18 protein-coding genes are annotated in these 23609 nt (G+C 35.4%); all 18 read right to left on the reverse strand.

The genetic code is table 11. The features are described from left to right. Positions 1 to 14: 14 nt before the first annotated feature. On the reverse strand, positions 15 to 3188 hold the full coding sequence (carB, locus tag MUA40_RS07830; protein WP_126495952.1) for a carbamoyl-phosphate synthase large subunit: 3174 nt from the start codon (positions 3186 to 3188) through the stop codon (positions 15 to 17). Beyond that, positions 3181 to 4281 (reverse strand): carbamoyl phosphate synthase small subunit, encoded by a 1101-nt coding sequence (locus tag MUA40_RS07835; protein ID WP_016424848.1) that lies wholly within the window; start codon positions 4279 to 4281, stop codon positions 3181 to 3183. Before MUA40_RS07835 ends, carB begins: the two co-directional genes overlap by 8 nt. A gap of 2 nt (positions 4282 to 4283) precedes the next feature. Then, positions 4284 to 5558: a dihydroorotase gene (locus tag MUA40_RS07840; RefSeq protein ID WP_016424847.1), complete on the reverse strand. Its 1275-nt coding sequence runs from the start codon at positions 5556 to 5558 to the stop codon at positions 4284 to 4286. Between the two features lie 15 nt (positions 5559 to 5573). Next, complete coding sequence (locus MUA40_RS07845) at positions 5574 to 6452, reverse strand: aspartate carbamoyltransferase catalytic subunit (RefSeq protein WP_016424846.1); 879 nt, start codon at positions 6450 to 6452, stop codon at positions 5574 to 5576. A gap of 19 nt (positions 6453 to 6471) precedes the next feature. Further along, positions 6472 to 7764 carry a uracil-xanthine permease family protein gene (locus MUA40_RS07850; RefSeq protein ID WP_016424845.1) on the reverse strand — a complete coding sequence of 431 codons (1293 nt, stop codon included), beginning with the start codon at positions 7762 to 7764 and terminating at the stop codon, positions 6472 to 6474. A gap of 179 nt (positions 7765 to 7943) precedes the next feature. Further along, positions 7944 to 8468 (reverse strand): bifunctional pyr operon transcriptional regulator/uracil phosphoribosyltransferase PyrR, encoded by a 525-nt coding sequence (gene pyrR, locus MUA40_RS07855; RefSeq protein ID WP_050331977.1) that lies wholly within the window; start codon positions 8466 to 8468, stop codon positions 7944 to 7946. A gap of 365 nt (positions 8469 to 8833) precedes the next feature. Next, on the reverse strand, positions 8834 to 9751 hold the full coding sequence (locus tag MUA40_RS07860) for an RluA family pseudouridine synthase (RefSeq protein WP_016424843.1): 918 nt from the start codon (positions 9749 to 9751) through the stop codon (positions 8834 to 8836). 2 nt (positions 9752 to 9753) lie between these two features. Continuing rightward, positions 9754 to 10236, reverse strand: coding sequence for a signal peptidase II (gene lspA / locus MUA40_RS07865; RefSeq protein ID WP_016424842.1), 483 nt, complete (start codon positions 10234 to 10236; stop codon positions 9754 to 9756). A gap of 326 nt (positions 10237 to 10562) precedes the next feature. Further along, complete coding sequence (gene ileS, locus MUA40_RS07870) at positions 10563 to 13307, reverse strand: isoleucine--tRNA ligase (protein WP_016424841.1); 2745 nt, start codon at positions 13305 to 13307, stop codon at positions 10563 to 10565. Positions 13308 to 13505: 198 nt separating this feature from the next. Beyond that, complete coding sequence (locus MUA40_RS07875) at positions 13506 to 14123, reverse strand: DivIVA domain-containing protein (protein ID WP_126496356.1); 618 nt, start codon at positions 14121 to 14123, stop codon at positions 13506 to 13508. A 23-nt stretch (positions 14124 to 14146) separates the two neighbouring features. After that, positions 14147 to 14917, reverse strand: coding sequence for a YlmH family RNA-binding protein (locus MUA40_RS07880; RefSeq protein ID WP_126496358.1), 771 nt, complete (start codon positions 14915 to 14917; stop codon positions 14147 to 14149). 592 nt (positions 14918 to 15509) lie between these two features. Next, positions 15510 to 16622: a Gfo/Idh/MocA family protein gene (locus tag MUA40_RS07885; RefSeq protein WP_016424838.1), complete on the reverse strand. Its 1113-nt coding sequence runs from the start codon at positions 16620 to 16622 to the stop codon at positions 15510 to 15512. Further along, on the reverse strand, positions 16622 to 18727 hold the full coding sequence (locus MUA40_RS07890) for a sialidase family protein (RefSeq protein ID WP_262569359.1): 2106 nt from the start codon (positions 18725 to 18727) through the stop codon (positions 16622 to 16624). The genes MUA40_RS07885 and MUA40_RS07890 overlap by 1 nt, the downstream gene beginning before the upstream one ends. A gap of 10 nt (positions 18728 to 18737) precedes the next feature. After that, positions 18738 to 19187, reverse strand: a complete 450-nt coding sequence (locus MUA40_RS07895; RefSeq protein WP_016424836.1) for a NanQ anomerase/TabA/YiaL family protein — start codon at positions 19185 to 19187, stop codon at positions 18738 to 18740. A 20-nt stretch (positions 19188 to 19207) separates the two neighbouring features. Then, positions 19208 to 20749: a sodium:solute symporter family protein gene (locus MUA40_RS07900; RefSeq protein ID WP_016424835.1), complete on the reverse strand. Its 1542-nt coding sequence runs from the start codon at positions 20747 to 20749 to the stop codon at positions 19208 to 19210. A 41-nt stretch (positions 20750 to 20790) separates the two neighbouring features. After that, on the reverse strand, positions 20791 to 21708 hold the full coding sequence (locus MUA40_RS07905; protein ID WP_126496363.1) for a dihydrodipicolinate synthase family protein: 918 nt from the start codon (positions 21706 to 21708) through the stop codon (positions 20791 to 20793). 132 nt (positions 21709 to 21840) lie between these two features. Next, entirely contained in the window at positions 21841 to 22674 is an 834-nt protein-coding gene (locus tag MUA40_RS07910; protein ID WP_016424833.1) for a MurR/RpiR family transcriptional regulator, read from the reverse strand. Between the two features lie 640 nt (positions 22675 to 23314). Continuing rightward, positions 23315 to 23605, reverse strand: coding sequence for a YggT family protein (locus tag MUA40_RS07915; RefSeq protein WP_016424832.1), 291 nt, complete (start codon positions 23603 to 23605; stop codon positions 23315 to 23317). Positions 23606 to 23609 lie beyond the last annotated feature (4 nt).

A 23609-nucleotide genomic window follows, 5' to 3' on the forward strand; every position in this document is an offset into this window, starting at 1 on the left:
CACAACTTAACCTCCTACATATTTCTCATAGAGAATGTCATACTTTCAATCACATTCGTTAATGCATTTGCTGTATCAAGTGATGTGAGACATGGCACGCCATTTTCTACTGATGCGCGACGAATTTGGAAACCGTCTCTTTCGATTGTTTTACCTTTAGTCATCGTGTTAATAACAATTTGAACATCGCCATTTTGAATCTTCGTGATGAGATCGTCATGACCGCCAATTTTATCAACCGTTTGCACTTTAATCGCATGCTCAGCTAATTTTTTAGCTGTGCCCTCTGTCGCTATAATTTTATACCCCACTTCATTCAAACGCTTTGCAATTTTAACCATTTCGTCTTTATCTTTATCACTCACAGTAATTAATACCGTTCCATAATCTTTAACTTCCATCCCTGCTGCTGTCAAACCTTTGTAAAGCGCCTTTTCAAGTGTTAAATCGCGTCCCATGACTTCACCTGTAGATTTCATTTCAGGTCCTAAAGTGATATCTACATTTTTTAATTTATTAAAACTAAATACGGGTGCTTTAACAAATACCCCTTCTTGATAAGGTTGAATACCGGGTTCAAAACCGAGTTCCGCTAATTTTTGTCCCATAATGGCTTTCATAGCAAGCTGTGCCATTGGAATTTCAGTAATTTTACTTAAAAATGGGACTGTTCGACTTGATCTTGGATTCACTTCTAAAACATATACCCCATCATGTGCAAGGACGAACTGGATGTTAATTAAGCCGATAACATTTAGTCCTTTTGCCAGTTTAATTGTATAAGCTTCAAGCGTATCAATCTCATCTTGAGTTAACGTTTGTGGTGGGTATACCGCAATGGAGTCTCCAGAGTGAACACCAGCACGTTCAATATGTTCCATGATTCCCGGAATAATAACCGTGTCACCATCACAAATGGCATCAACTTCTATTTCTTTACCTGTTAGGTAACGGTCCACTAATACAGGGTGTTCAGGACTCGCTTTAACCGCTTCTTTCATATAGTTTTCTAACTCGTCATCGTTATAAACAATTTCCATTGCGCGTCCGCCTAATACGTAAGACGGTCTTACAACTACTGGATAACCGATGTCTCTCGCATTAGCCAAAGCTTCTTCAGCTGAAGTTGCTGTTTTCCCTTTTGGTTGTGGTACTTGAATTTGGTTGAGCAAAGCTTCAAACTCTTTTCGGTCTTCAGCGCGATTTAAATTCTCTAATGATGTTCCTAAAATTTCCACACCATATTTTGCTAATTTATCAGCAAGGTTGATTGCAGTTTGACCACCAAACTGAACGACAACACCTTTAGGACGTTCTAAGTTAATAATGTTCATAACGTCTTCTTCTGTTAATGGTTCAAAATAAAGCTTATCTGAGATAGAGAAATCTGTTGACACTGTTTCTGGATTGTTATTGACGATAATAGCTTCATAGCCGGCATTTTGGATAGCCCAAACTGCGTGTACCGTTGCATAGTCAAACTCTACACCTTGACCAATACGAATCGGACCTGAACCTAAAACAATAATTTTTTCTTTTTCTGTAACGATAGACTCATTTTCTTCTTCGTAAGTTCCATAATAATATGGCGTTGCAGATTCGAATTCAGCTGCACATGTATCCACCATTTTATATACTGGATTAATATGATGTTTTTGACGTAGTTGATATACCGCTTCCTCTGTCATTTCAAAGCGATGTGCGATGACACGATCACTGAAGCCAAAACGCTTCGCAAATCTTAAATAATCGATATCCCCTTTGTTTTCTTTTAACGCATGTTCCATGTCGATGATGTTTTTAAATTTATTTAAGAAGAAGTAATCGATACGTGTCATTTCATGAAGTTCTTCGAGTGTTGTTCCTCTGCGAATCGCTTCACCAATAAAGAATAAACGCTCATCATCTTGGGCTTGAATTCGAGATTTAATGTAATCCAAATCATAAGATTCACCGTTAGGTAAACCTAAATGATGGACGCCATACTCCAATGAACGAATCGCCTTTAATAATGATTCTTCATATGTACGACCGATTGACATGACTTCTCCAGTCGCTTTCATTTGTGTGCCGAGCTCACGTTCACCTTTTTCAAATTTATCAAACGGAAAGCGTGGAATTTTTGATACGATATAATCCAAACTTGGTTCAAATGCCGCGTAAGATGTCCCAGTAACAGGGTTTTTCATTTCATCTAATGTGAGCCCTACAGCGATTTTAGCAGCGAGTTTTGCAATCGGGTAGCCGGTTGCTTTTGAAGCTAATGCAGATGAACGAGATACACGTGGATTCACTTCAATGATATAGTACTGCATTGAATGTGGATCAAGGGCAAGTTGAACGTTACAACCACCTTCAATACCTAAAGCACGAATGACTTTAAGAGAAACATCACGTAACATTTGATATTCCACGTCTGATAGTGTTTGACTTGGCGCCACAACAACAGAATCTCCTGTATGAATACCAACAGGGTCAATATTTTCCATATTACATACAACAATTGCGTTATCATTTTTATCGCGCATCACTTCGTATTCAATTTCTTTAAAGCCTGCTATTGATTTTTCAATTAAACATTGCGTTGCTGGGCTGTATTTCAATCCATTAGAAACCACTTCATGTAATTCCTCATCGTTATGGCAAATACCACCACCTGTTCCTCCCATTGTGAAGGCAGGTCGAACGATCAATGGATAACCAACTTTATTTTTAAATTCGATTGCTTGTTCAAGCGTGTTTACAATATCACTCTCTGGTACAGGCACATCCAGTTCATTCATCAAGCTACGGAATAATTCACGGTCTTCAGCTTGTTCAATAGAAGATAGTTTTGTACCTAAAAGTTGAACATGATTGGATTCCAACACACCGCTTTCGTGAAGTTCAATCGCCATGTTTAATCCTGTTTGTCCACCTAATGTAGGCAGTAATGCATCAGGTTGTTCTTTACGGATGATGCGTGCAATAAAATCATGTGTTAAGGGTTCAATATAGACTTTATCCGCAATTTCTTTATCCGTCATAATCGTAGCAGGATTCGAGTTCACTAAAATGACACGATAGCCTTCTTCTTTAAGTGCTAAACAAGCTTGTGTGCCAGCGTAATCAAATTCTGCTGCTTGACCAATAATAATAGGTCCTGAACCTATCACAAGAATCGTTTCAATGTCATTTCTTTTAGGCATAAGTAACGCGCTCCTTTTGTTTATTTTGTTGCATCATTTCAACAAACTGATCGAATAAGTAATTAGAATCTGTTGGTCCAGGACAAGCTTCTGGGTGATATTGCACCGAAAATGCAGGTAACGTTTTATGTTTAAGTCCTTCAACTGTACCGTCATTTATAGCGATATGTGTAATCTCTAAATCTGTGTTTTCAATAGATGCTGCATCAATGGCATAACCATGGTTTTGACTCGTAAGTGCTATTTTCCCAGTTTTTAAATCTTTTACTGGGTGATTCGCGCCACGGTGTCCAAACTTCATTTTGAATGACTTTGCACCTTGAGATAAGGCAAATAATTGATGGCCTAAACAAATTCCGAAGAATGGAATTTTACCTAAAATACCATTAATCATTTCAAGAGCAACTTCGACATCCTCTGGGTCTCCAGGTCCATTGGATAACATAACACCGTCTGGACGCATTTTAAGAATTTCATCAGCTGAAGTATCATAAGGAACGACTGTCACTTCACACCCACGTGCATTTAATTCACGCACAATATTTTGTTTTTTACCGAAATCTACAAGTACCACGCGAAGATCAAATCCCGTTGAAACATAAGGCGTTTTTGTAGAAACTGTTGGCACCTCTGTTCTAGGGAAAGTCATTGTTTGTAGTTTTTGAATCATTTCATCAATTTCTGTTTCATGGTCTACAAAAGCAGCTTTTAAAACCCCATGCTGACGAATTTTTTTCGTAATACTTCTTGTATCTACACCACTTATACCGGGGATGTCGTATTCTTTCAAAACTTCATCTATCGACTTTTGCGCCCGAAAATTACTTGGTGTCGTACAAGCTTCTTTAACCACAACACCATTTAATGTAGGCGTCAATGATTCGAAATCATCACGATTGATCCCATAGTTGCCAATAAGTGGATAAGTAAATGTAATAATTTGCCCTGTATACGAAGGGTCTGAAATTGTTTCTTGATATCCTGTCATTGCAGTGTTAAAAACAATCTCACCTTGTGTTAAGCGGTCTGATCCTAATTTAAATCCAGTATAATGTGAGCCATCTTCTAACACGAGATAACGTTTTTCAAACATCTTTATTTTGCCCCCTCATAACAAATATGTCCTTCTACCATTGTTAAAATAGGATTACCGTATACTTTTTCTCCTAAGAATGGTGTATTCGATGCTTTAGACAAGAAATCTTCTGCTTTAATTTCGTATTCGTCTTCTAAATTAATCAACGTTAAATCTGCTAAGCCACCTTCTTCTAAACGACCGTATGGTAAGTCAAAAGTTTGTGCAGGTTTCGTTGTTAAGTAGTCTACAAGTTGTTGTAATGACCAGTCTCCATTTTTAACAAAGTGCGTGTACAATAATGGGAATGCCGTCTCACTACCCACAATACCGAATGGTGCACGTGTCATAGGTTGTGCTTTTTCTTCTGCTGCGTGTGGCGCATGATCTGTTGCAATGCAGTCAATTGTGCCATCTAATAAACCTTCCAATAATGCCGCTCTATCTTCGTGACTTCTTAATGGCGGATTCATTTTATAGATCGCATTGTCACCTGGAATATCATCCTCTGTTAGTAAAAGATGATGAGGTGTGACTTCTGCTGTTACTGGAATACCTGCTTTTTTAGCATCTCTAATCACGCGTACACTTTCTTTTGTAGAAACATGACAAACATGATAGTGACACCCTGTTGCTTCACTCAACAAAACATCACGAGCAATTTGGACAGATTCACAAATATTTGGAATCCCCGGAATACCGAGCGCTTTACTTCTTTTACCTTCATGCATAGCACCACCGTAAATCAAACTATTGTCTTCACAGTGGGCAACGACAGCTTTATTTTGAGCTTTAGCTTGTTGCATTGCTTCATACATCATTGAAGCTTGTTGGACACCCACACCATCATCTGTAAAAGCAAAAGCACCATTTTCTGTAAGTGCTTTAAAATCTACATGCGCTCTCCCAGCCTGTCTTACAGTGATTGACGCATAAGGTAGTACACGTACATGCGCACTTTTAGCAATTAATTCATTCAAATGCGTTAAATTTTCTATAGAATCAGGAACAGGCTTTGTATTAGGCATCGGACAAACAGTTGTAAAACCACCGCGAGCCACTGCACGCGTTCCTGTTTCAATCGTTTCTTTGTATTCACCACCAGGTTCTCTTAAATGTACATGGACATCGATAAACCCTGGAGATAAGAAATGACCTTTCGCATCGATGACAGTCATTTCATCTGTTGCTTCTATTGATTCAGCAATTTGCTTGATTGTTTTACCTTCAATCAAAACATCTACCTTTTTTAATTGACCTGCTTCTAACATTTTTGCATTTTGAATTAATTTCATATCCGATTCTCTCCCTTATTTTTTAATTGTTTCTGTCAGTACAGCCATTCTGAGATACACACCATTTTCCATTTGTTTAAAAATTCGTGATTGCGGTGCTTCAACTAAAGAATCGGCAATTTCAACATCCCGATTGACTGGTGCAGGATGCATAACAATCGCATGTTCTTGTAATTTTTTGTAGCGTTCTTCTGTGAGCCCATATTGAGCATGGTATGAAGCTTTTTCAAACCCATGTGAGCCAACAGTATGTCTTTCATGTTGTACTCTTAGTAACATCACAATATCCACTTGATCGATGACGTCATCTAAGTCGACATATTCTGCTTCCATCGTATCGTCTTGCCAAATTTCAGGACTTGAGAATGAAACATTCGCACCCAGTGCTGTCAAACTGTGATAGTTACTTCGCGCAACACGTGAGTTTTTAATATCTCCACATATCACAACATTCAATCCTTTAAATCGTCCAAACTCTTCGTAAATGGTCATTAAATCTAACAGACTCTGTGTTGGATGTTGGCCACTTCCATCACCCGCATTAATGATAGGAATGCCCATATTCAACAATTCATCATAATAGTTATTTTGTTCATGTCTGATGACTAAAGCGTCGCAACCTATACTTTGGAGTGTACGACAAGTATCATAAAGCGATTCTCCTTTTTGCACAGAAGAAGCTGTTGATTCAAAATTAATTTGTTTAATATTTAATCGGTGTTCAGCCATTTCAAAACTACATTTTGTACGTGTAGAGTTTTCAAAAAATAAGTTCGCTATATAATGACCTTCTAAACTGGGTACGTCTTTACCTTTCTTGTATTGAGAAGCTTTTTGAATAAGGTTTTCAATTTCTTTTACAGATAAGTGTTCCATTGAAACAAGATGTTCCATTGACAAGACCTCCTAATGTTTATCGTTTTGGTAAGAGTAAATTCAATAAAATACCTGCTGTTGCTGATAATGCCATACCTTCAATAGTTAATTTGACACCTAAATCAGATAAGTTAAGCATCATATTTCCAATTCCTATTACTAAAATGACTGAAGCAATGACAAGATTACGATTTTGAGCAAAATCCACTTGGCTTTCTACGAGCATTCTTAAACCACTCGCTGCGATTGTTCCAAATAATAAGATTGACACACCGCCCATTACTGGTGTCGGGATAGATGAAATCAATGCTGTAAATTTACCTACAAAACCTAGCATGATGGCAAATACCGCAGCACCACCGATGACATAAATACTGTAAATTTTTGTAATGGCCAACACACCAATGTTTTCACCGTAAGTTGTACTTGGTGGTCCACCGATAATACTTGAAAACATTGTTGAAACCCCGTCGCCGATGATTGAGCGATGTAAACCTGGATCTTCGAAGAAATTACGTCCTACGATTTTATTGATGACCATTTGGTGACCAATATGTTCACTAACTGTTACAAATACAATAGGCAACATGATGGTGATCAAACCGAGGTGAATGGAAGGATGATAATCAGCAAATGGTAAGTAAATGTCCGGGAACTGGAACCATGCTGCTTTTTCAACTGGCTTAAAGTCCACTATTCCAAACATAATCGCTGTAATATATCCTACGACTATACCTATGAGTACAGGTATCAGTGAAAAGAAGCCTTTCGCAAATCCTTGAACAATCAAAGTGACTAATAATGTAATACCTGCAACTGCAATATAACTGAGGTTGTAGCCTTTCATATCTCCTGCATTTTCAAACATCACCATATTAACAGCAGTTGGTGCAAGGCTAAGACCAATGACCATAATGACAGGACCGACAACAACGGGTGGTAAGAGATGCATTAACCAGTTAATCCCGCTTAACTTAATGGCAATCCCAATAATGACGTACATCACACCACTCATGAATAAGGCTACAAGCATATCGCCTAAGCTATTTGTGCTCAAACCTGTAATAATCGGTGTGATAAAAGCGAAACTAGAGCCTAAATATGCAGGAATCTTTCCTTTCGTTATTAATATGTAGAATAATGTACCAATTCCTGATGCAAGCAAGGCCGATGATACTGGAAGGCCAGTGAGAAACGGAACAAGTACCGTGGCACCAAACATCGCAAATAAGTGCTGCAAACTTAAAAATGCCCATTGCCCCGCTTTTGGTCTTTCATTCACATCGAGTACCGGTTGTACGGTACGTTTAAACATTTGATCGTTTTCCATAGTTTTCTTCCTTTCGCATAAAAAAAGTCTCTTCACCTTTTTAAGGTAAGAGACTGAGGTTTGACATCTATACATTTCATCCATTATCGCCTATACAAATACAACATTTGAATAGCATAAAATGAATCAAATAGGATGTGCTCGTCCTTTGTCAGTCTCTCGTACTGAATTAAAAGGCTTTATGTGATGACAACGGCATTGCGCTGGTCAATTTCATTTAAATAAACACTGACAGATTCTTCATGTGAAGTCGGTATGTTTTTACCAACGAAGTCAGCGCGTATTGGTAACTCTCGATGACCACGATCGACCAGTGTAGCAAGCCCTATCTTTTTAGGTCTTGTATACATTAAAATCGCATCAAGTGAGGCTCTAACTGTTCGACCTGTGTATAAAACATCGTCCACAATGATGACTACACGATTCGTTAAGTCTGCATTAATTTCAAAAGTCTTGTTTAACTGTTGACTTCTTGCGTCAATATCATCTCGAAAGTCAGTAATATCTATCGTGCCAGTTGGGACTTCGACTTCTTCAATTTGTTGAATCTTTTGTTGAATACGTTTTGCCAGATACTCTCCGCGCGTTTTAATACCAAGTAACGCTAAGTTGTCTGATCCTTTATTATATTCTAAGATTTCATGAGCAATACGTGTTAGCGTACGATTTATCGCCGATTCATCTAAAATCACACGTTCAACCAACATTATTCACTCCTAACAAAAAACTCGTGTCTTTAATAGACACGAGTTTAGAATAAGCAAAATTCGTCATATCCTGATCGAAATATTTTAACGTCTCTCGTACGTTTAAAACACATTCTTATTTAGGATAGAAAAGATTTTTACGTTCTCTATTCATGTCTTTTGAGCCTCACAGGACTCTACATTAAAGACGTTTGTTTTTATAATTTTTCTTAAAACAATGGTAACGCTTTTTACAGGACTTGTAAAGCCTATATAGTAAGTTTTCTAATTTTCTAATCGTTGCACATGATAGAAAAATTCACTATTAGAACTTTTGAGGTTAATTTCATCCATCATCGTGATTATACACTCTACAATTAAGCTTATTTCTCTTCTTTTCTTAATTGTCCTAATAACTGTTCAAACGTTTCGGGTAACGGTGCAACACGTTCAATATACGCTCCTGTACGTGGATGATTAAATCCAATTACACCTGCATGTAACGCTTGACCCCCGATATCTAACGTTTTCTTAGGACCATATTTCGGATCCCCTACAAGTGGATAACCGATATATTTCATATGCACACGAATTTGGTGTGTACGTCCTGTTTCCAATTGACATTCGACTAATGTGTAGTTTTTAAAATTTTCTATTACATTAAAATGCGTAACAGCTTCTTTTCCATCATCTTCAACTGCCATCGCCTGTCTATCATTTTTATTTCGTCCTATTGGCGCATCTATCGTGCCAAATTCATGCGGGATATGTCCATGAACAAGCGCCGTATATTTACGCGTAACCGTTTTAGCCATTAATTGTTCAACAAGACTTCGATGTGCCACATCATTTTTAGCAACCATTAATAAACCTGACGTATCTTTGTCAATACGGTGCACAATCCCAGGTCGAATCTCACCATTAATGCCTGATAAGTTTTTAATTTGATACATCAAACCATTTACGAGTGTTCCTGAGTAGTGTCCTGCTGACGGATGAACGACCATCCCTTTAGGTTTATAGACGATAGCGACATCTTCATCTTCATAATAAATATCTAAGTTTAAATTTTCTGGTTGTATATCTGCCTCTACCACTTCTTTTTCCGTTACTTCTACGTGATCTCCCGTTTTAAGTTTATAATTGGATTTAATGGTTTTCCCATTCACTTGAACTAAGCCTTCTTTAATCCAATCTTGTATTTGACTACGAGACCACTCTGAGTTAAATTCCGGTAAAATTTTATCTATACGCTGTAAATGGTGGGCTTCGTTATCAATTGTAAATTCATGCTTTTCCATTATTACACCTCACCTTTTTGATTCTGATCTTTAAGTAGTACAATCACGAGCAAAATAACACCTATCGTTAAACTTGCATCAGCAATATTAAAAATTGGGAAGTCATATCCAAAAATGACCGTATCTACAAAGTCTACAACTTCCCCTGTACGAACGCGATCAATAAAATTACCTAATGCACCCGCAAAAAGTAAGCTTATCGCAATTTGCATCATCATTTGATTTTTAGCTTCCTTAATAAAAAATACAACTAAAGCGATAAGAATGATGACTGTAATAATGTAAAAGAATGTGATTTTACCACTTAATATGCCCCAAGCTGCGCCATTATTTCGATGTGATGTGATAGATAAAAAGTGAGGAATCACATTAAATGATTCACCTACTGCCATTTGTGTTCGAATCACAAATTTAGTTACTTGATCGGCAATCAAAATCAAAACCACTATCAATATTGAAAGCCCGAGATAATATTGTCGTTTCATATTATTTTTCCTTTCTTTTAATCACCGTTATATTATAACACGATATAAAAAAGTACGGTAAACGATACTCTCTATTTACTTATAAAGTCCACGTCATTATTGCAAGTAGAATAACCGCTTTGTTTCAAAACGACTGGAATATTTATATCAACAGTGAGAAAAAATAGATGAAGCTTACTTTTTCATAAATTGACCTCCCAATAACATTCTCGTGCTATTAGGAGGTCAATCGTGTAAATCATATTTGATTTCCAAATTAGGCGACTTTAGTTAACAGAATACGTCAATTGCTTCCAAATGACTTCTGTCACTCAGCCAACGTTAACTTATAGAGTCTTCACAACCGCTTGGCATCGTGGACATAATCCAGATAAGCCAGCCACTGTACCTAAAGATTTACTATAATTCCAACAACGTTCACATTTTTGTCCTTCTGCATGAACAATTTCGATTGTTCCATGTTGATAAACTTCACCTTGAGGTGCATCCACAACTTCGACTTGAGAAACGATAAAGAGTTGATGTAAATCTTCAAAGCCTTCTAAAAATGCAACTGTATCAAATGAAGGGCTATTACCAATTTTCACTTTTGCTTCTAAAGATTTACCAATTGTTTTTTCATTTCTCGCTGCTTCTAATGCACGGTTAACGTCATCACGCAATGCCATAAATTGACCCCATTTATCAAGCAATGCTTGATCTACAGCTTCTTTTTCAGGCATATTCGTTAAATGTACACTTTCTTCTTCAACATGTTCAATATGTGACCAAACTTCATCCGCTGTATGTGGAATAATCGGAGCTAGTAATTTTGTCATATTAACTAAAATCTCGAAAAGTACAGTTTGCATACTACGACGTTTGTGTGCGTCACGTTTTTCAATATATAAAATGTCTTTACCATAATCTAAGTAGAAGTTACTAAGTTCAACATTAATAAAGTTTTGAACTTCTTGATAAATATCAAGATAATCAAATTGTTCATAATGATCTAATGTGCTCGCTGTAAATTCTCTTAAGCGATGTAAAACATAGCGATCCACTTCTAATAAATCGGCTTCTGCAATGCGATCTGTTGCAGGATCAAAATCATTCACATTACCTAATAAGAAACGTAATGTGTTTCTGATTTTGCGGTAAACATCCGCCACTTGTTTAAGAATCTCATCAGAAATACGAACATCCGCAAGATAGTCAACTGAACTTACCCAAAGACGTGCGATATCTGCACCTTTTTGTTTAACAACTGTATCTGGCGCAGTCACGTTACCTAAGGATTTACTCATCTTTTTACCTTCTCCATCCATCACGAAACCATGAGAAAGTAACATTTTGTAAGGTGCCAAACCACGTGTTGCGACAGCTGTTGTAATTGATGAGTTAAACCAACCACGATATTGGTCGCTACCTTCTAAATATAAGTCAGCTGGAAAACTAAGCTCAGGACGCGTTTCAAGTACGCCTCTGTGAGAAGAACCTGAGTCAAACCATACATCCATGATATCTTCTTCTTTAGTAAATACACCGTTTGGACTACCTGGATGCGTAAATCCTTCTGGTAATAAGTCTTTCGCATCTTTTTCAAACCAGATATTTGAACCGTGTTTTTCAAATAAATCCGCAACGTGGTATACCGTTTCTTTTGTCATAATGATGTCGCCATTTTCAGCATAAAAGACTGGTAAAGGTACACCCCAAACACGTTGACGAGAAATGACCCACTCACCACGGTCACGAATCATGTTATAAATACGTGTTTTACCCCATTCAACTTTGAATTGAGTATTGTCAATCGCGTCTAAAATATCTTGACGTACTTTCGAAATTGATGCAAACCATTGTGGTGTTGCACGGAAAATAACTGGTTTTTTCGTACGCCAATCGTGGGGATAACTATGTGTAATAAATTCAAGTTTCAATAAAGCACCTTTTTCAGTTAACAATTCTGTAATCGCTTTGTTTGCTTTATCATAAAACATACCTTCAAACTGACCCGCTTCTGCTGTGAATACACCTTTAGCATCGACAGGACTAATCACATCTAAACCATATTTTTGACCAACGATATAGTCATCTTCACCATGTCCAGGTGCAGTATGAACACATCCTGTACCCGCATCTGTAGTAACATGTTCACCATTGATGACTAAAGAAGTACGGTCAATGAAAGGATGTTGCGCTTCAACATATTCAAGCTCTGAACCTTTAAAATCTTGCTCACGTACAATCGTCTCTTTATCCCAACCTAATTGCTCTACAACACTATCAACAAGTGCTTCCGCAATAATATATTTCGTTCCATCTACATTCATTTGGACATAAGTTAATTCAGGGTGAACAGTAATCGCAACATTAGATGGTAATGTCCATGGCGTTGTTGTCCAAATAATAAATTTAGCGTCTTCATCCACAACACCTTTGCCGTCTTTAACGTCAAAAGCAACGTAGATGGATGCAGAACGTTTATCATGATATTCAATCTCTGCTTCTGCTAATGATGATTCACTAGAAGGTGACCAATAAACCGGTTTTTTCCCTTTATAAATTAGACCTTTATCTGCCATTTCACCGAATAAACGAATTTGAGCTGCTTCAAATTCAGGTTTCAATGTGATATAAGGATTTTGGAAATCGCCATTAATACCTAAACGCTCAAAGTCTTTTTTCTGAATTTCAATTTGTTCCATAGCGAAAGCTTGGCAACGATCACGAAATTCTGAAATTGACATTTCTTTACGTTTTACACCTTTTTTTGTTAATGCTTGTTCGATTGGTAAGCCATGTGTATCCCAACCTGGAACATATGGTGTATAGAAACCTTGCATCGATTTATAACGCGTAATGAAGTCTTTCAAAATTTTATTTAAAGCGTGTCCCATATGAACGCTTCCGTTTGCATACGGTGGACCATCATGCAAAATATATGACGGATTGCCTTCATTTTTCTTAAGAATTTTTTGATACAAATCTTGCTCTTTCCATTTTTGTTGAATTTGAGGTTCTTTATTAGGAAGACCCCCACGCATAGGAAAATCTGTTTTTGGCATTAATAAAGTATCTTTGTAGTCCATTTGACATTACACTCCTTTAACTGAAAAAGAACTCTAAGCTCAATAACAGGGACGGAATGACCGCGGTACCACCCTGATTAACTCAGCTTAGAGTTCTCTCAAAAAATTTATTAATATTCAACAAAACAGTGATATAAGAAAAGGACATCTATTAGGCTCTCACTCTCCCTAACTCGCTGTATCCATGCTTATCTTTTCTTACTTGTCTGTTTCATCTTTAGATTGTGTTGTTTCGTTTTCATCTGATTGTGGCTTCTCATTGTTATTTTGAGCAACCTGTTGCTCTTCTGCTGTAATATCTTGTTGGTTTAAATGTTGGAAATTTTCCTCAGTCACTTGTTGTGCATCTAAATCATAATTAAGGAGATAGTCCCAATCATCATTTTTTAATAAATCTAGCTGCGCTTCAACAAGCATTCTAAAGCGAGAACGGAAAATTTTCGATTGTCGCTTCATATCTTCAGTTTGGAAAGATAAACGACGTGCTTTTTCTAAACCATCATTCACAATTCGATTTGCCTCTGCTTGTGCTTTTTGAATAATGGCATCATGTTCTTTTTGCGCAGCAGCTTTAGTTTCGTCAGCCGCTCTTTGGGCACTCACAATTGCTTCTCCAACTGATTTTTCAACATCTTTAAAAGATTGGATATGTGAGTCGCGTTCATTTAAAACGTTTTCTAATTGCTTTTTATCTTCTCTTAAACGCTCAAGTTCTTGACTCAATTGTTCTAAATATTGTTCAACTTCTTCAGGTTCAAAGCCATTTTTAATACGCGTAAACGATTTGTTTTTAATCTCGCTTGGTGTAAAAGCCATAAATTGCCCTCCTCCATCATACACTATTTAAATAAAGTTTGATAGGTGATTCTTAGTTTATCTTTTTTAGTACGACTCCCTATTTCAACCACTTTAGCGCGTCCATATCCTTGTATCGATAATAAATCCCCAGCTTGAAGCTGAAAATCAGCTGCCTCAATCAATGTGTGGTTGACTTTGACACGCTTACGTTGAATATAAGTTTTCGCTATGGTACGTGACTTTCGGATCATTTCTTTTAAAACGACATCAAGGCGTGTTGCACTGACTGTTGCTTCATGTGTCTCCCAATACGCTTCTGATTGTACCATATCTTCAAACGGGATAACATTAAGTTTAATCGTAGCCCCTTTAATACGTGTTAATTCTAACATGATATACGATTCCAGTTGTTTTGTCAAAACGAATTGTATTCGATCCGCAACAATAATATCGCCCACTTGTTCACGTTCAATCCCTAATGACATTAATGTTCCTAAAACATGTTGATGTTGAAGTGTCACAAATTTTGAAGGATAGTCGATTTCAATTAAACTGATTTCAAAATCGTCCAAAGTGGGGTCAAAATAACTCGGCGCAATTACAGCACGGCACCTTTCAGCTTGATGTCCACCATTAAAAGTCACATGCAAATCACTAAAACTACCTACAATCACTTGCAACATATATTGACCACGTGGATCTAAAAAGTGTGTTAACACAGGCGCATACTGTGTTTCAGCCTGCCTTACTTTATCTAATAAATAATCGATTTGTTCATGTTCCTCAGGTCTAAAATGTTGATAAATATCCAAAGATGGAACTCCTTTTCATATTAATACATCCATTTCATCGTGCTTTAATTAAATAAGTCACGAATAATATATTTCCTATCAATTTTATCATTAATTTCGCACTTTAATAAAGAAGAAGCTTCTCATTCAATTCATTAGCTTCAAGTTCTTTAATTATTGATAGCAAAGAAAAATGTCATACACATTGTATTTTTACACTAATATTATCGTCCATCATCAATCATTCACACTCTTTTTCAATGTTGTACGACTTTAGTTAATCGTTGAGCTTTATGTATACGACCTCCTTGAGAGCATTATCAGTAAAGCAAAGCTGATATAACGGATTGTCTTAGGTTATAAAAACTTTGATCATTTAGGCAGTCCTTTCATTTTATGTACAGATTTTTGTAAGCCACCCAAAAAAGAGATTAAGCAACGCTATGCTACTTAATCTCTAAATTTTACTTATTAGTCATACATAATAAAGAGTCGGGTTTTTAAGATGCTCACTTAGGAAAATGTACCCCTTTTGTCTTATCCCCCTCTAAAAGACCAACAATTATTTCTGACAATTTATAATAAGAAGTCTATTTCTTGATTCAATGTTTTACTACTTAGTATTTATAATTTCATTTAATGACACTTTTCGATCTTCATTTAAAGATATAGTACAAGCATCTGCGGTAGCAATAGATTCAAGTGCAGCAACACCATTTAAAAGCTTGATGAATTCATCGGAAACTGGCTCACCTTTTAAAACTTGATGAAGGTAGTTTACTTCTTTGTCTATACATGTTTGTAACCATAGGGGTGTTCTTATGCCTGGTTTACCATATGCAATTGCACCATCCATGCCACGGCCAGTATATATTTCGGTTCTCTCCTCATCTTCCTCTTGCGTTTCGTGTATTAGAAAATGCGATTCGCCTTCACCTTTGACACGTAATGTTCCACCTGTTTGATACAAGTCAAGTTTGATTGCACCCTCTGTTCCTTCAATCAAAACATAATGCTCTCCCCAACGAAAAGCATTTCCATACTCTAATAGCGCATATCGTTCATCGCTATATTCTAAATTGATAATAAGCATATCATCTTCATCACCAAACTGCTCGCCTTTATGATAAACATTACCTCCTACCATTGTGGCTTTTTCAGGAAGTCCACCCATTATAAATTGTATACAATCTAATTCATGAATATGATGATACAAATGTCCACCTGATTGCGAACGCAGTTTTTTCCAAGAAACAGTCGGTTGTGGTTCTTCCCATCCGGTTCTTGTAGCATGACAATATAATACTTTTCCAATTCTGCCTTCATTCACCAAAGACTTCGCATAATGGACACCATTAAAAAAGTTCATAATATGACCCGCCATAAAAATGACTCCATTTGCTTTACATGCATCTACCATTGCTTTACAATCTTGATAATTCAATGCGATAGGTTTTTCACAGAACACATGCTTCCCTTGTTCTGCTGCTTTAATCACCGGTTCACGATGAAGATGGCTAGGTGATGCTACAATCACACAATCAATATCCTGTCTTCTAACCAATGCGTCTAAACTATCGCATATCTCTGCATTTAGTTCAGCTGCAATAGCTTCAGCATGATGAGGATCAAAAACTGCAGTCACACTGGCATCCTCAATTTTATGAATTGCCCTAGCTAAATCAGCACCAAAATAACCCGTACCAACAATGCCATATTTAATCATTATTTTTCACTTTCTTTCTCAGTATTTTTTAGTTCTTCAATCTGATAAGAAACGAAAGGAACTACATTTTTAATATGTAATTCTTTCCTAGACCATGAATCATATTTTTCAAACATTAATCCAATATCATTGTTAGGTAATTCTGTTAATGAAGAATATGAGTAGCCATATTGACTATAATCAACATTATGATGGTAACGCCAATCAATATGATTATTTTCATCCACTAAACCAATCCAAATTTGACCATTTCTTCTGCCATATTTTGAATTTGGAGTACTTAAGATAACAGCATTTTTACCATCAATCTTTTGACTGTAATTGATTATAGAAAGTTCTGTTCCATAGTTTGGATTAGAAATGAAATCTAAATATTCTGGCTCACTCCATGTTTCACCAGCATCTTTACTTGTTATAAAAGCTATTTTTCCATTATTAGTTCTCATATAAGCTTGTAAAATTCCTGGTTTCAATTCAACTAATTGCGCCTCAGCAGACCAGTTTGATGGCAAAGATATAACTTTTGTCCCCCAGGATTTGCCATTATCGTCACTATAAATAAATACAGATTCCTTCCCAGTATATGATGGAATGAGTATTCTACCCTTACTATGTTCCACAATTCCTCTGCCTGGAGCTAAATATGGAGAATTATGATTTTCTCCAAGTAATCCAGGGATTAGTATTGGTTTTGACCAAGAACTTCCGAAATCATTACTTACACAATATGAAATATAATTAGTCTGTACAACCTTAAATAATGAATCTTTGTAAAATATATTCATATCTACTAGTTTTCCGTTTTTATACTCTTTTTTCTTACCGTTAATTATTTGTGCAGAATATTGCTCAACTTTTAACTTTTCACCATTTTTGCTAATTGAATAATTGTCATCCACAGTGTATTCGGTAGATTGATTATTTCGATCATCATAGATTATTCCATTATCTCTAATTGAATATTGATATTCACTATCTCCACTTTTTTTCAATTTTAAATAATACTTCTTACCAATTTTTTTAAAACCTGAATCGTTTCGAACGGAATCACGAAAACTAACACCAGCAGGCATTATATCTGCAAAAAGCATAGTTTGGTGATTGTTTTTCTCTAATATTACCGAATCTATAAATGTTGCTCCCCCACTTATTTGCATGTCACGTTTACTAGCATCTCTAGGCCACTCTAATGGCACCGATGCAAAATCATTAAACGACAAAGCAATATTAGGTTTTGACCAGGAACTACCATTATTATCTGTATAACTCGTTGCTATATTAATTTTATTTAAAAAATCATGTGTGCCACCATAGCGAGCATCAATACTTGATAATACTCTACCATTGCTCAAAGTATACAAAACAGGAATTCTAAAATAATTTGAACCTGTAGCATCATTAGCCTTATAGACCAAATGATTTGAAATATTATTTTGAGTTTTATTTTCCAAGTTTTTTTCATTCAATGGATAATTATAAATTTTAATATTTTCAATTGTTCCGTTAAACCCAAATTTATTTGTTCCTTCTCTGTTAACTCCACCAATAACAATGGAATCTAATCCTTTTATATCATTAAGTTTTAAGAATTTATCCAGCTTTTTTTCTTCTATTTTATATCCATTTGAATAAAGAGCGTATGTGTTAGAATTATTATTTGACACTAAAGCAACAGTATTAGACACTGGTTTATTTTTGTATTTTCCCCAAACAGAAGCCGGTCTACTTACTACATTATTTGTTTGAGATCCTGAATCACGGGCCTCCATTCCCAATTCACCTTTTTCATTAATATATAAATCTAAATAACTATTTGCATTTCCTTTTTTAGAATTTGATATTCCAAATAAGGCTTGAACACCATCGGGCTTGGATTGACTATATTTAATAATTACTATAAAACCAGGACCATTAAGTTTATCTAGAATATCTTCAGTTACATTAATACCACCACCCTTTAACTCAATATTATTTTTTTCAAATAATAAAGAATTATCTTCATTCTTATCAGTTTGAGCATTTACTTGAACATTAGTGTTTAATTCATAACAACCCATCACTAAAAATATAATCACGGCACAAATTAGAATCTTTAATTTTTTCATTTTAGCCTCCTTATATTTTTACTTTAATTACTAACTTTTTAACAAGTTGATTATTCTTATTCAATTTAGGTTGGTGCAAGTCTTCTTCAAAAGTGACAAGAAGATTAGATGATGTTAATTCAATCGTCTGATAAGTATCGCTAACAAATAGTTCAAAGTCATTTTCTTCATCATATTTTGAAATCGATTTCGCATGTTTCGGTTCTGTTACTGCCATTTTTTCAAGGTTGTTAATAACAAGATGAATATCGATATATTTTCTATGATTTTCAAATTGTTTGCCGGGTATACCGTCCGCGATATACGTCATACAATTAGCAAATACACGATCACCATCAATTTCGATTCGTCCTTCTTCTAACTGTGTTAAATCTGTTTGATTTATAAATTCATCTACTTTTTGAAAATGTGTATTTAGACTTACATATCTTTTAAAATCATCTCTTTCAGCAATAATCATTTTATATCCTCCTTATCCTTTTAGTGACGCTTCGCCCATGACTCATCCGATAAGATTTCTGGGATATCGTGAATCGTTGTATATTGAGGCGCACTTACTTTATTTCCAGTTAAAATAGAAACCGTATAACCAGAAACAAAAGAAACGCTAATAGAAATAAGTGAATACGCCCAATAATTAACCACTTCTGGCGGGATAACATATTTAATACAAACCATTACAATAGTTGATACAATTAAAGCGGCATAAGCTCCGTATTTGTTAGCTTTTTTACTTATGAATCCAAGTACAAAGACACCACCTAACAATCCAAGTACAAGTCCCATAAAACCATTAAACCATTCATAAGCAGATTTGATATCTGAATGTGCCATTATAATAGAAACAACAATAGAAAAAATACCTACTAATAATGAAACAATTTGTGCTATACGTGTTCGACGTTTATCGGACATTCCTTTTGAAATCACATCTTGAATATCAAGTGTCCAAGAGGTTGCAACTGAATTTAACCCGGTCGAAATTGTTGATTGAGCCGCCGCATAGATTGCAGCTAAAATAATACCTGTTACACCTACAGGAAGTTGATAAGCAATAAAGTACATAAAGATTTGATCTTGCGGTATTTGATTTGTTGCCTCACTCACATTTTGCACTTTATAAAAGACATACAATCCTGTACCAATTAGATAAAAAACTGTTGCAATACCGAGAGATAGTGCGCCATTCGTAAAAAGCATCTTATTTAACTTGCTTATACTTTGAGTTGTTGTAAAACGTTGAACTAAGTCTTGTGAAGATGCGTAAGAAGAAAAAATTGTTAATCCCGATCCAACGACAATTAAGAAAATCGAGCTTGATAAAATGTTAGGATCAAATATCTTTTCTGTTGGTGCTATGAATTTCCCATGTGCCAGTTGTTGTGTGATTGCACCAATCCCTCCATCTACATCGTAAATCAACACAAATAATGCAATCAAAGCACCGCCTGATAAAATAACGCCTTGAATAAAATCAGTCCAAAGAACGGATTTTAAGCCACCTGTATATGAGTAAATAATTGCTATAACACCCATAAGAATTATTAAAATATTGATATCTATTCCAGTCAGTGTTGCTAAACCAACAGATGGAAGGTACATGATAATAGAGATACGACCTAATTGGTAAATAATGAAAAGAATTGCAGAGATAACACGTAATGATTTTGCTTCATAGCGTCTTTCTAAATAATCGTAAGCTGTATCAATATCCATCCTCGCAAAAATAGGGAGCACGTATTTTATCGCTAAAGGTATTGCAATAAGCATACCAAGCTGTGCAAACCATAATATCCAACTTCCTGCATATGAGTTTCCAGCTAATCCTAAAAAGGAAATCGGACTTAACATTGTGGCAAATATAGATACTGATGTAACATACCAAGGTACAGAACCATCACCTTTAAAAAATTCTTTACCTTTCATTTCTTTTTTTGAAAAATAAAGTCCAGCGACAAGCACGGCAAGTAAATAAACAATTAAAACGAATAAGTCAATAATTGTAAAACCTGTAGTATTCACTGTAAACACTCCCTTAACAAGCCTTTCTTTATTTTTCTATTTTAGATAAAGGCATTTCTTGTATGATTAATTTTTTGAACTGCATCAGCTGCTAAGCTTTTATCACTATCATTTAATGGTGTTAAAGGCTCACGAACTGAACCAAGATCAAGCTTTTCATTCAGTCTAAGTACTTCTTTAGCAATGGCATACATGTTGCCGTGACCTGAAACAAGTACTGCAATAATTTCATTTATTGCAAATTGTAATTTTTGGGCTTGCTCGAATTGATGTGCTTTAATTAAAGCATCCAATTTCAAAAATAATTCCGGCATTACACCATATGTACCTCCAATGCCCCCTTCTGCTCCCATCATTCGCCCACCTAAGAACTGTTCATCCGGGCCATTAAATACAATATAATTATCACCGCCAGATGCTACGAAATTTTGAATATCTTGAACAGGTATCGATGAATTTTTCACGCCAATGACTTTTGGATTTTGACGCATTTCATCATATAATTGAGTAGAAAGTGCTACACCAGCGAGTTGAGGAATGTTATAAATAATAAAATCTGTATTCGACGCTGCATCACTTATAGTATTCCAATAATTTTTAATTGAATATTCTGGTAATTTAAAATAAATAGGTGGAATGGCAGCAATTGCATCTACGCCTAACTTTTCAGAGTGCTTTGCTAAATCAACGCTATCTCTCGTGTTATTACATGCAACATGATTGATTACAGTAAGTTGGCCCTTAGCTACTTCCATAACTGCTTCGATAATTGACTTACGCTCTTCTACATTAAGGTAGATACATTCTCCTGAAGACCCATTGACATAGATTCCTTTAACACCTTTATCAATAAAGTATTGCACTTGCCTTTTTACCTTATCTAAACTTACTTCTCCATTTGAGTCATAACACGCATAAAAAGCTGGTATGATCCCTTTGTATTTATCTATGCTTTTCATTTTTAATTCCCCCTTCTTTTTAGAACCCCTTTTCACTTAAGCAAACAAGCGGCTAACAATTAGAAAATTATATTTTTCACAACATTAAAATGATGTATAAAGATTTAAGCGGCCAACCTTAACATGACATTATTAAACATCCTTTTTGAATTTAAATTCGGTATCTTTATTAATAATCGTTTGTTCGAAGTAGTATTTGCGATCTGGATTTTCCAAATAATATGAAAATAAGCAATCAGTCATCAATAAAATTGGAAGTTGTGGTGAAATACGATTTCCATATGCTAGATGGTCGGCTGCAGCTAAAAGTAAAATTTCGTCACAACAAAAATCACTTTTATTCATATTTCTTGTTGTCATTAAAACCGTATGGGCACCATAGACTTTTGCTGTTTGTAAAGCGTCAAGAACGGTCTTGGTTTTTCCTGAAATAGATGCACCGATTACTAGACACTTTTCATTAACAAGCAGGTTATTCCATATAAACATATCTTCATCTTCAATCATTTCACAAATGATTCCAAGACGCATAAACCTCATTTTCATCTCCTTTAAAGCTAGTGCCGAGCTCCCTTTACCGTATAAATAAACTCGCTCAGCAGATTCAATCATTGTGGTAATTCTTTCAAGCTTCCTTTCATCTATGACAGAATAATTCTTGCGTAGCATTTCCTCATAATCAAATAAGACCTTTTGTGTTAAATCTTTATATGCAAGCAATCCTCTTTTTTCACGTAGCATTTCTTTATAATGAAAAATGAATTCTCTAAATCCTTTAAATCCACATTTTTTAGAAAAACGGGTTAATGTTGCTTTAGATACATGAAGTTTGTGACAAAAAGCATCCGTCGATAAATCTTCAACAGAGGTTTGATTTAAAAAATATTTGGCTACTGTTTTTTCACTGTGAGTCATATTATCTAAATTGGATTCGATCATTGGAACGAGCTCTTTGTATAATCTCATGTTAAGACCTCACTTAATGTAAACGTTTACAATTATTATTTTAGTAAAGCTTGTTCTGTTTTTCAATGCTACATTCAATTTAGAAACATGTTTCAGAAATAAGCGTAAAAGACGATAACATGTCATTCTATTTTTAATATTTGTTTTCTTTCACAAATAATTGAACCCATTAGCATTCTAACGCAATAACAAATTGAAGTGCGATAATGGTGCCAAATATCATTGATAGCAAAAGTGTCGTTCCCACCCTTCAATTCATGATCAAACGCACAAACTAAATAAGACGTTGAACTACGAAATCAGCTGGATTTCTGTTCAACGTCTTATATATCACTTGAGTTAAGCTTATCTGTCCGATAGCGTAATACTGATTAATGGTAAATGGCTAATGATAATCTAAAATGTCTTGATTATCTCATTACGAGAAAATTATGCTCTTCATTTTTTCTTAAAATGTCAAAAACGTTTCTCAATACGCCATTGAGAAACGCCTAAACAATATATTGAATTAATGATATGTGATTTATACAACGCACTTCTGACACATGTCGAAAGAAACGAGATCATCGACAATCTCAGTAAATTGAAACACTGTACATTTATTCTTCATGAGACATACGACCTTGTCGGTACACTCATATTAATAAAAATGATTAATGATTAAATTAAAAATGGATTGAAGTCCACGTTGAAATAAATTCAGTACGATAAATGCGACAATCGGTGATATATCGATAAAACCGAGTGGCGGTATAATTCTTCTAAATGGTTCTAAAAAAGGCTCATATATTTTAGCCATGAAGCGACCTACGACACTTTCACGTGCGCCTGGAAGCCAAGACATGAAAATATAAATAATCATACCAAACGTATAAGCTTCGACCAAAAATAAAAGAAAATTAAAGATTGTCGTGATTAACTGTATACTCATAGAA

This window comes from Staphylococcus schleiferi, from assembly GCF_025558325.1.
Taxonomy (GTDB): Bacteria; Bacillota; Bacilli; order Staphylococcales; family Staphylococcaceae; genus Staphylococcus; species Staphylococcus schleiferi.

Coding starts and splice junctions, on each gene's coding strand:
- MUA40_RS07915 (WP_016424832.1), bottom strand. CDS start 23,605: ATGAGTATACAGTTAATCACGACAATCTTTAATTTTCTTTTATTTTTG.
- MUA40_RS07860 (WP_016424843.1), bottom strand. CDS start 9,751: ATGGAAAAGCATGAATTTACAATTGATAACGAAGCCCACCATTTACAG.
- MUA40_RS07845 (WP_016424846.1), bottom strand. CDS start 6,452: ATGGAACATCTTGTTTCAATGGAACACTTATCTGTAAAAGAAATTGAA.
- MUA40_RS07885 (WP_016424838.1), bottom strand. CDS start 16,622: ATGATTAAATATGGCATTGTTGGTACGGGTTATTTTGGTGCTGATTTA.
- MUA40_RS07875 (WP_126496356.1), bottom strand. CDS start 14,123: ATGGCTTTTACACCAAGCGAGATTAAAAACAAATCGTTTACGCGTATT.
- MUA40_RS07840 (WP_016424847.1), bottom strand. CDS start 5,558: ATGAAATTAATTCAAAATGCAAAAATGTTAGAAGCAGGTCAATTAAAA.
- lspA (WP_016424842.1), bottom strand. CDS start 10,236: ATGAAACGACAATATTATCTCGGGCTTTCAATATTGATAGTGGTTTTG.
- MUA40_RS07850 (WP_016424845.1), bottom strand. CDS start 7,764: ATGGAAAACGATCAAATGTTTAAACGTACCGTACAACCGGTACTCGAT.
- MUA40_RS07910 (WP_016424833.1), bottom strand. CDS start 22,674: ATGAGATTATACAAAGAGCTCGTTCCAATGATCGAATCCAATTTAGAT.
- MUA40_RS07905 (WP_126496363.1), bottom strand. CDS start 21,708: ATGAAAAGCATAGATAAATACAAAGGGATCATACCAGCTTTTTATGCG.
- MUA40_RS07895 (WP_016424836.1), bottom strand. CDS start 19,187: ATGATTATTGCTGAAAGAGATGATTTTAAAAGATATGTAAGTCTAAAT.
- MUA40_RS07890 (WP_262569359.1), bottom strand. CDS start 18,727: ATGAAAAAATTAAAGATTCTAATTTGTGCCGTGATTATATTTTTAGTG.
- ileS (WP_016424841.1), bottom strand. CDS start 13,307: ATGGACTACAAAGATACTTTATTAATGCCAAAAACAGATTTTCCTATG.
- carB (WP_126495952.1), bottom strand. CDS start 3,188: ATGCCTAAAAGAAATGACATTGAAACGATTCTTGTGATAGGTTCAGGA.
- MUA40_RS07835 (WP_016424848.1), bottom strand. CDS start 4,281: ATGTTTGAAAAACGTTATCTCGTGTTAGAAGATGGCTCACATTATACT.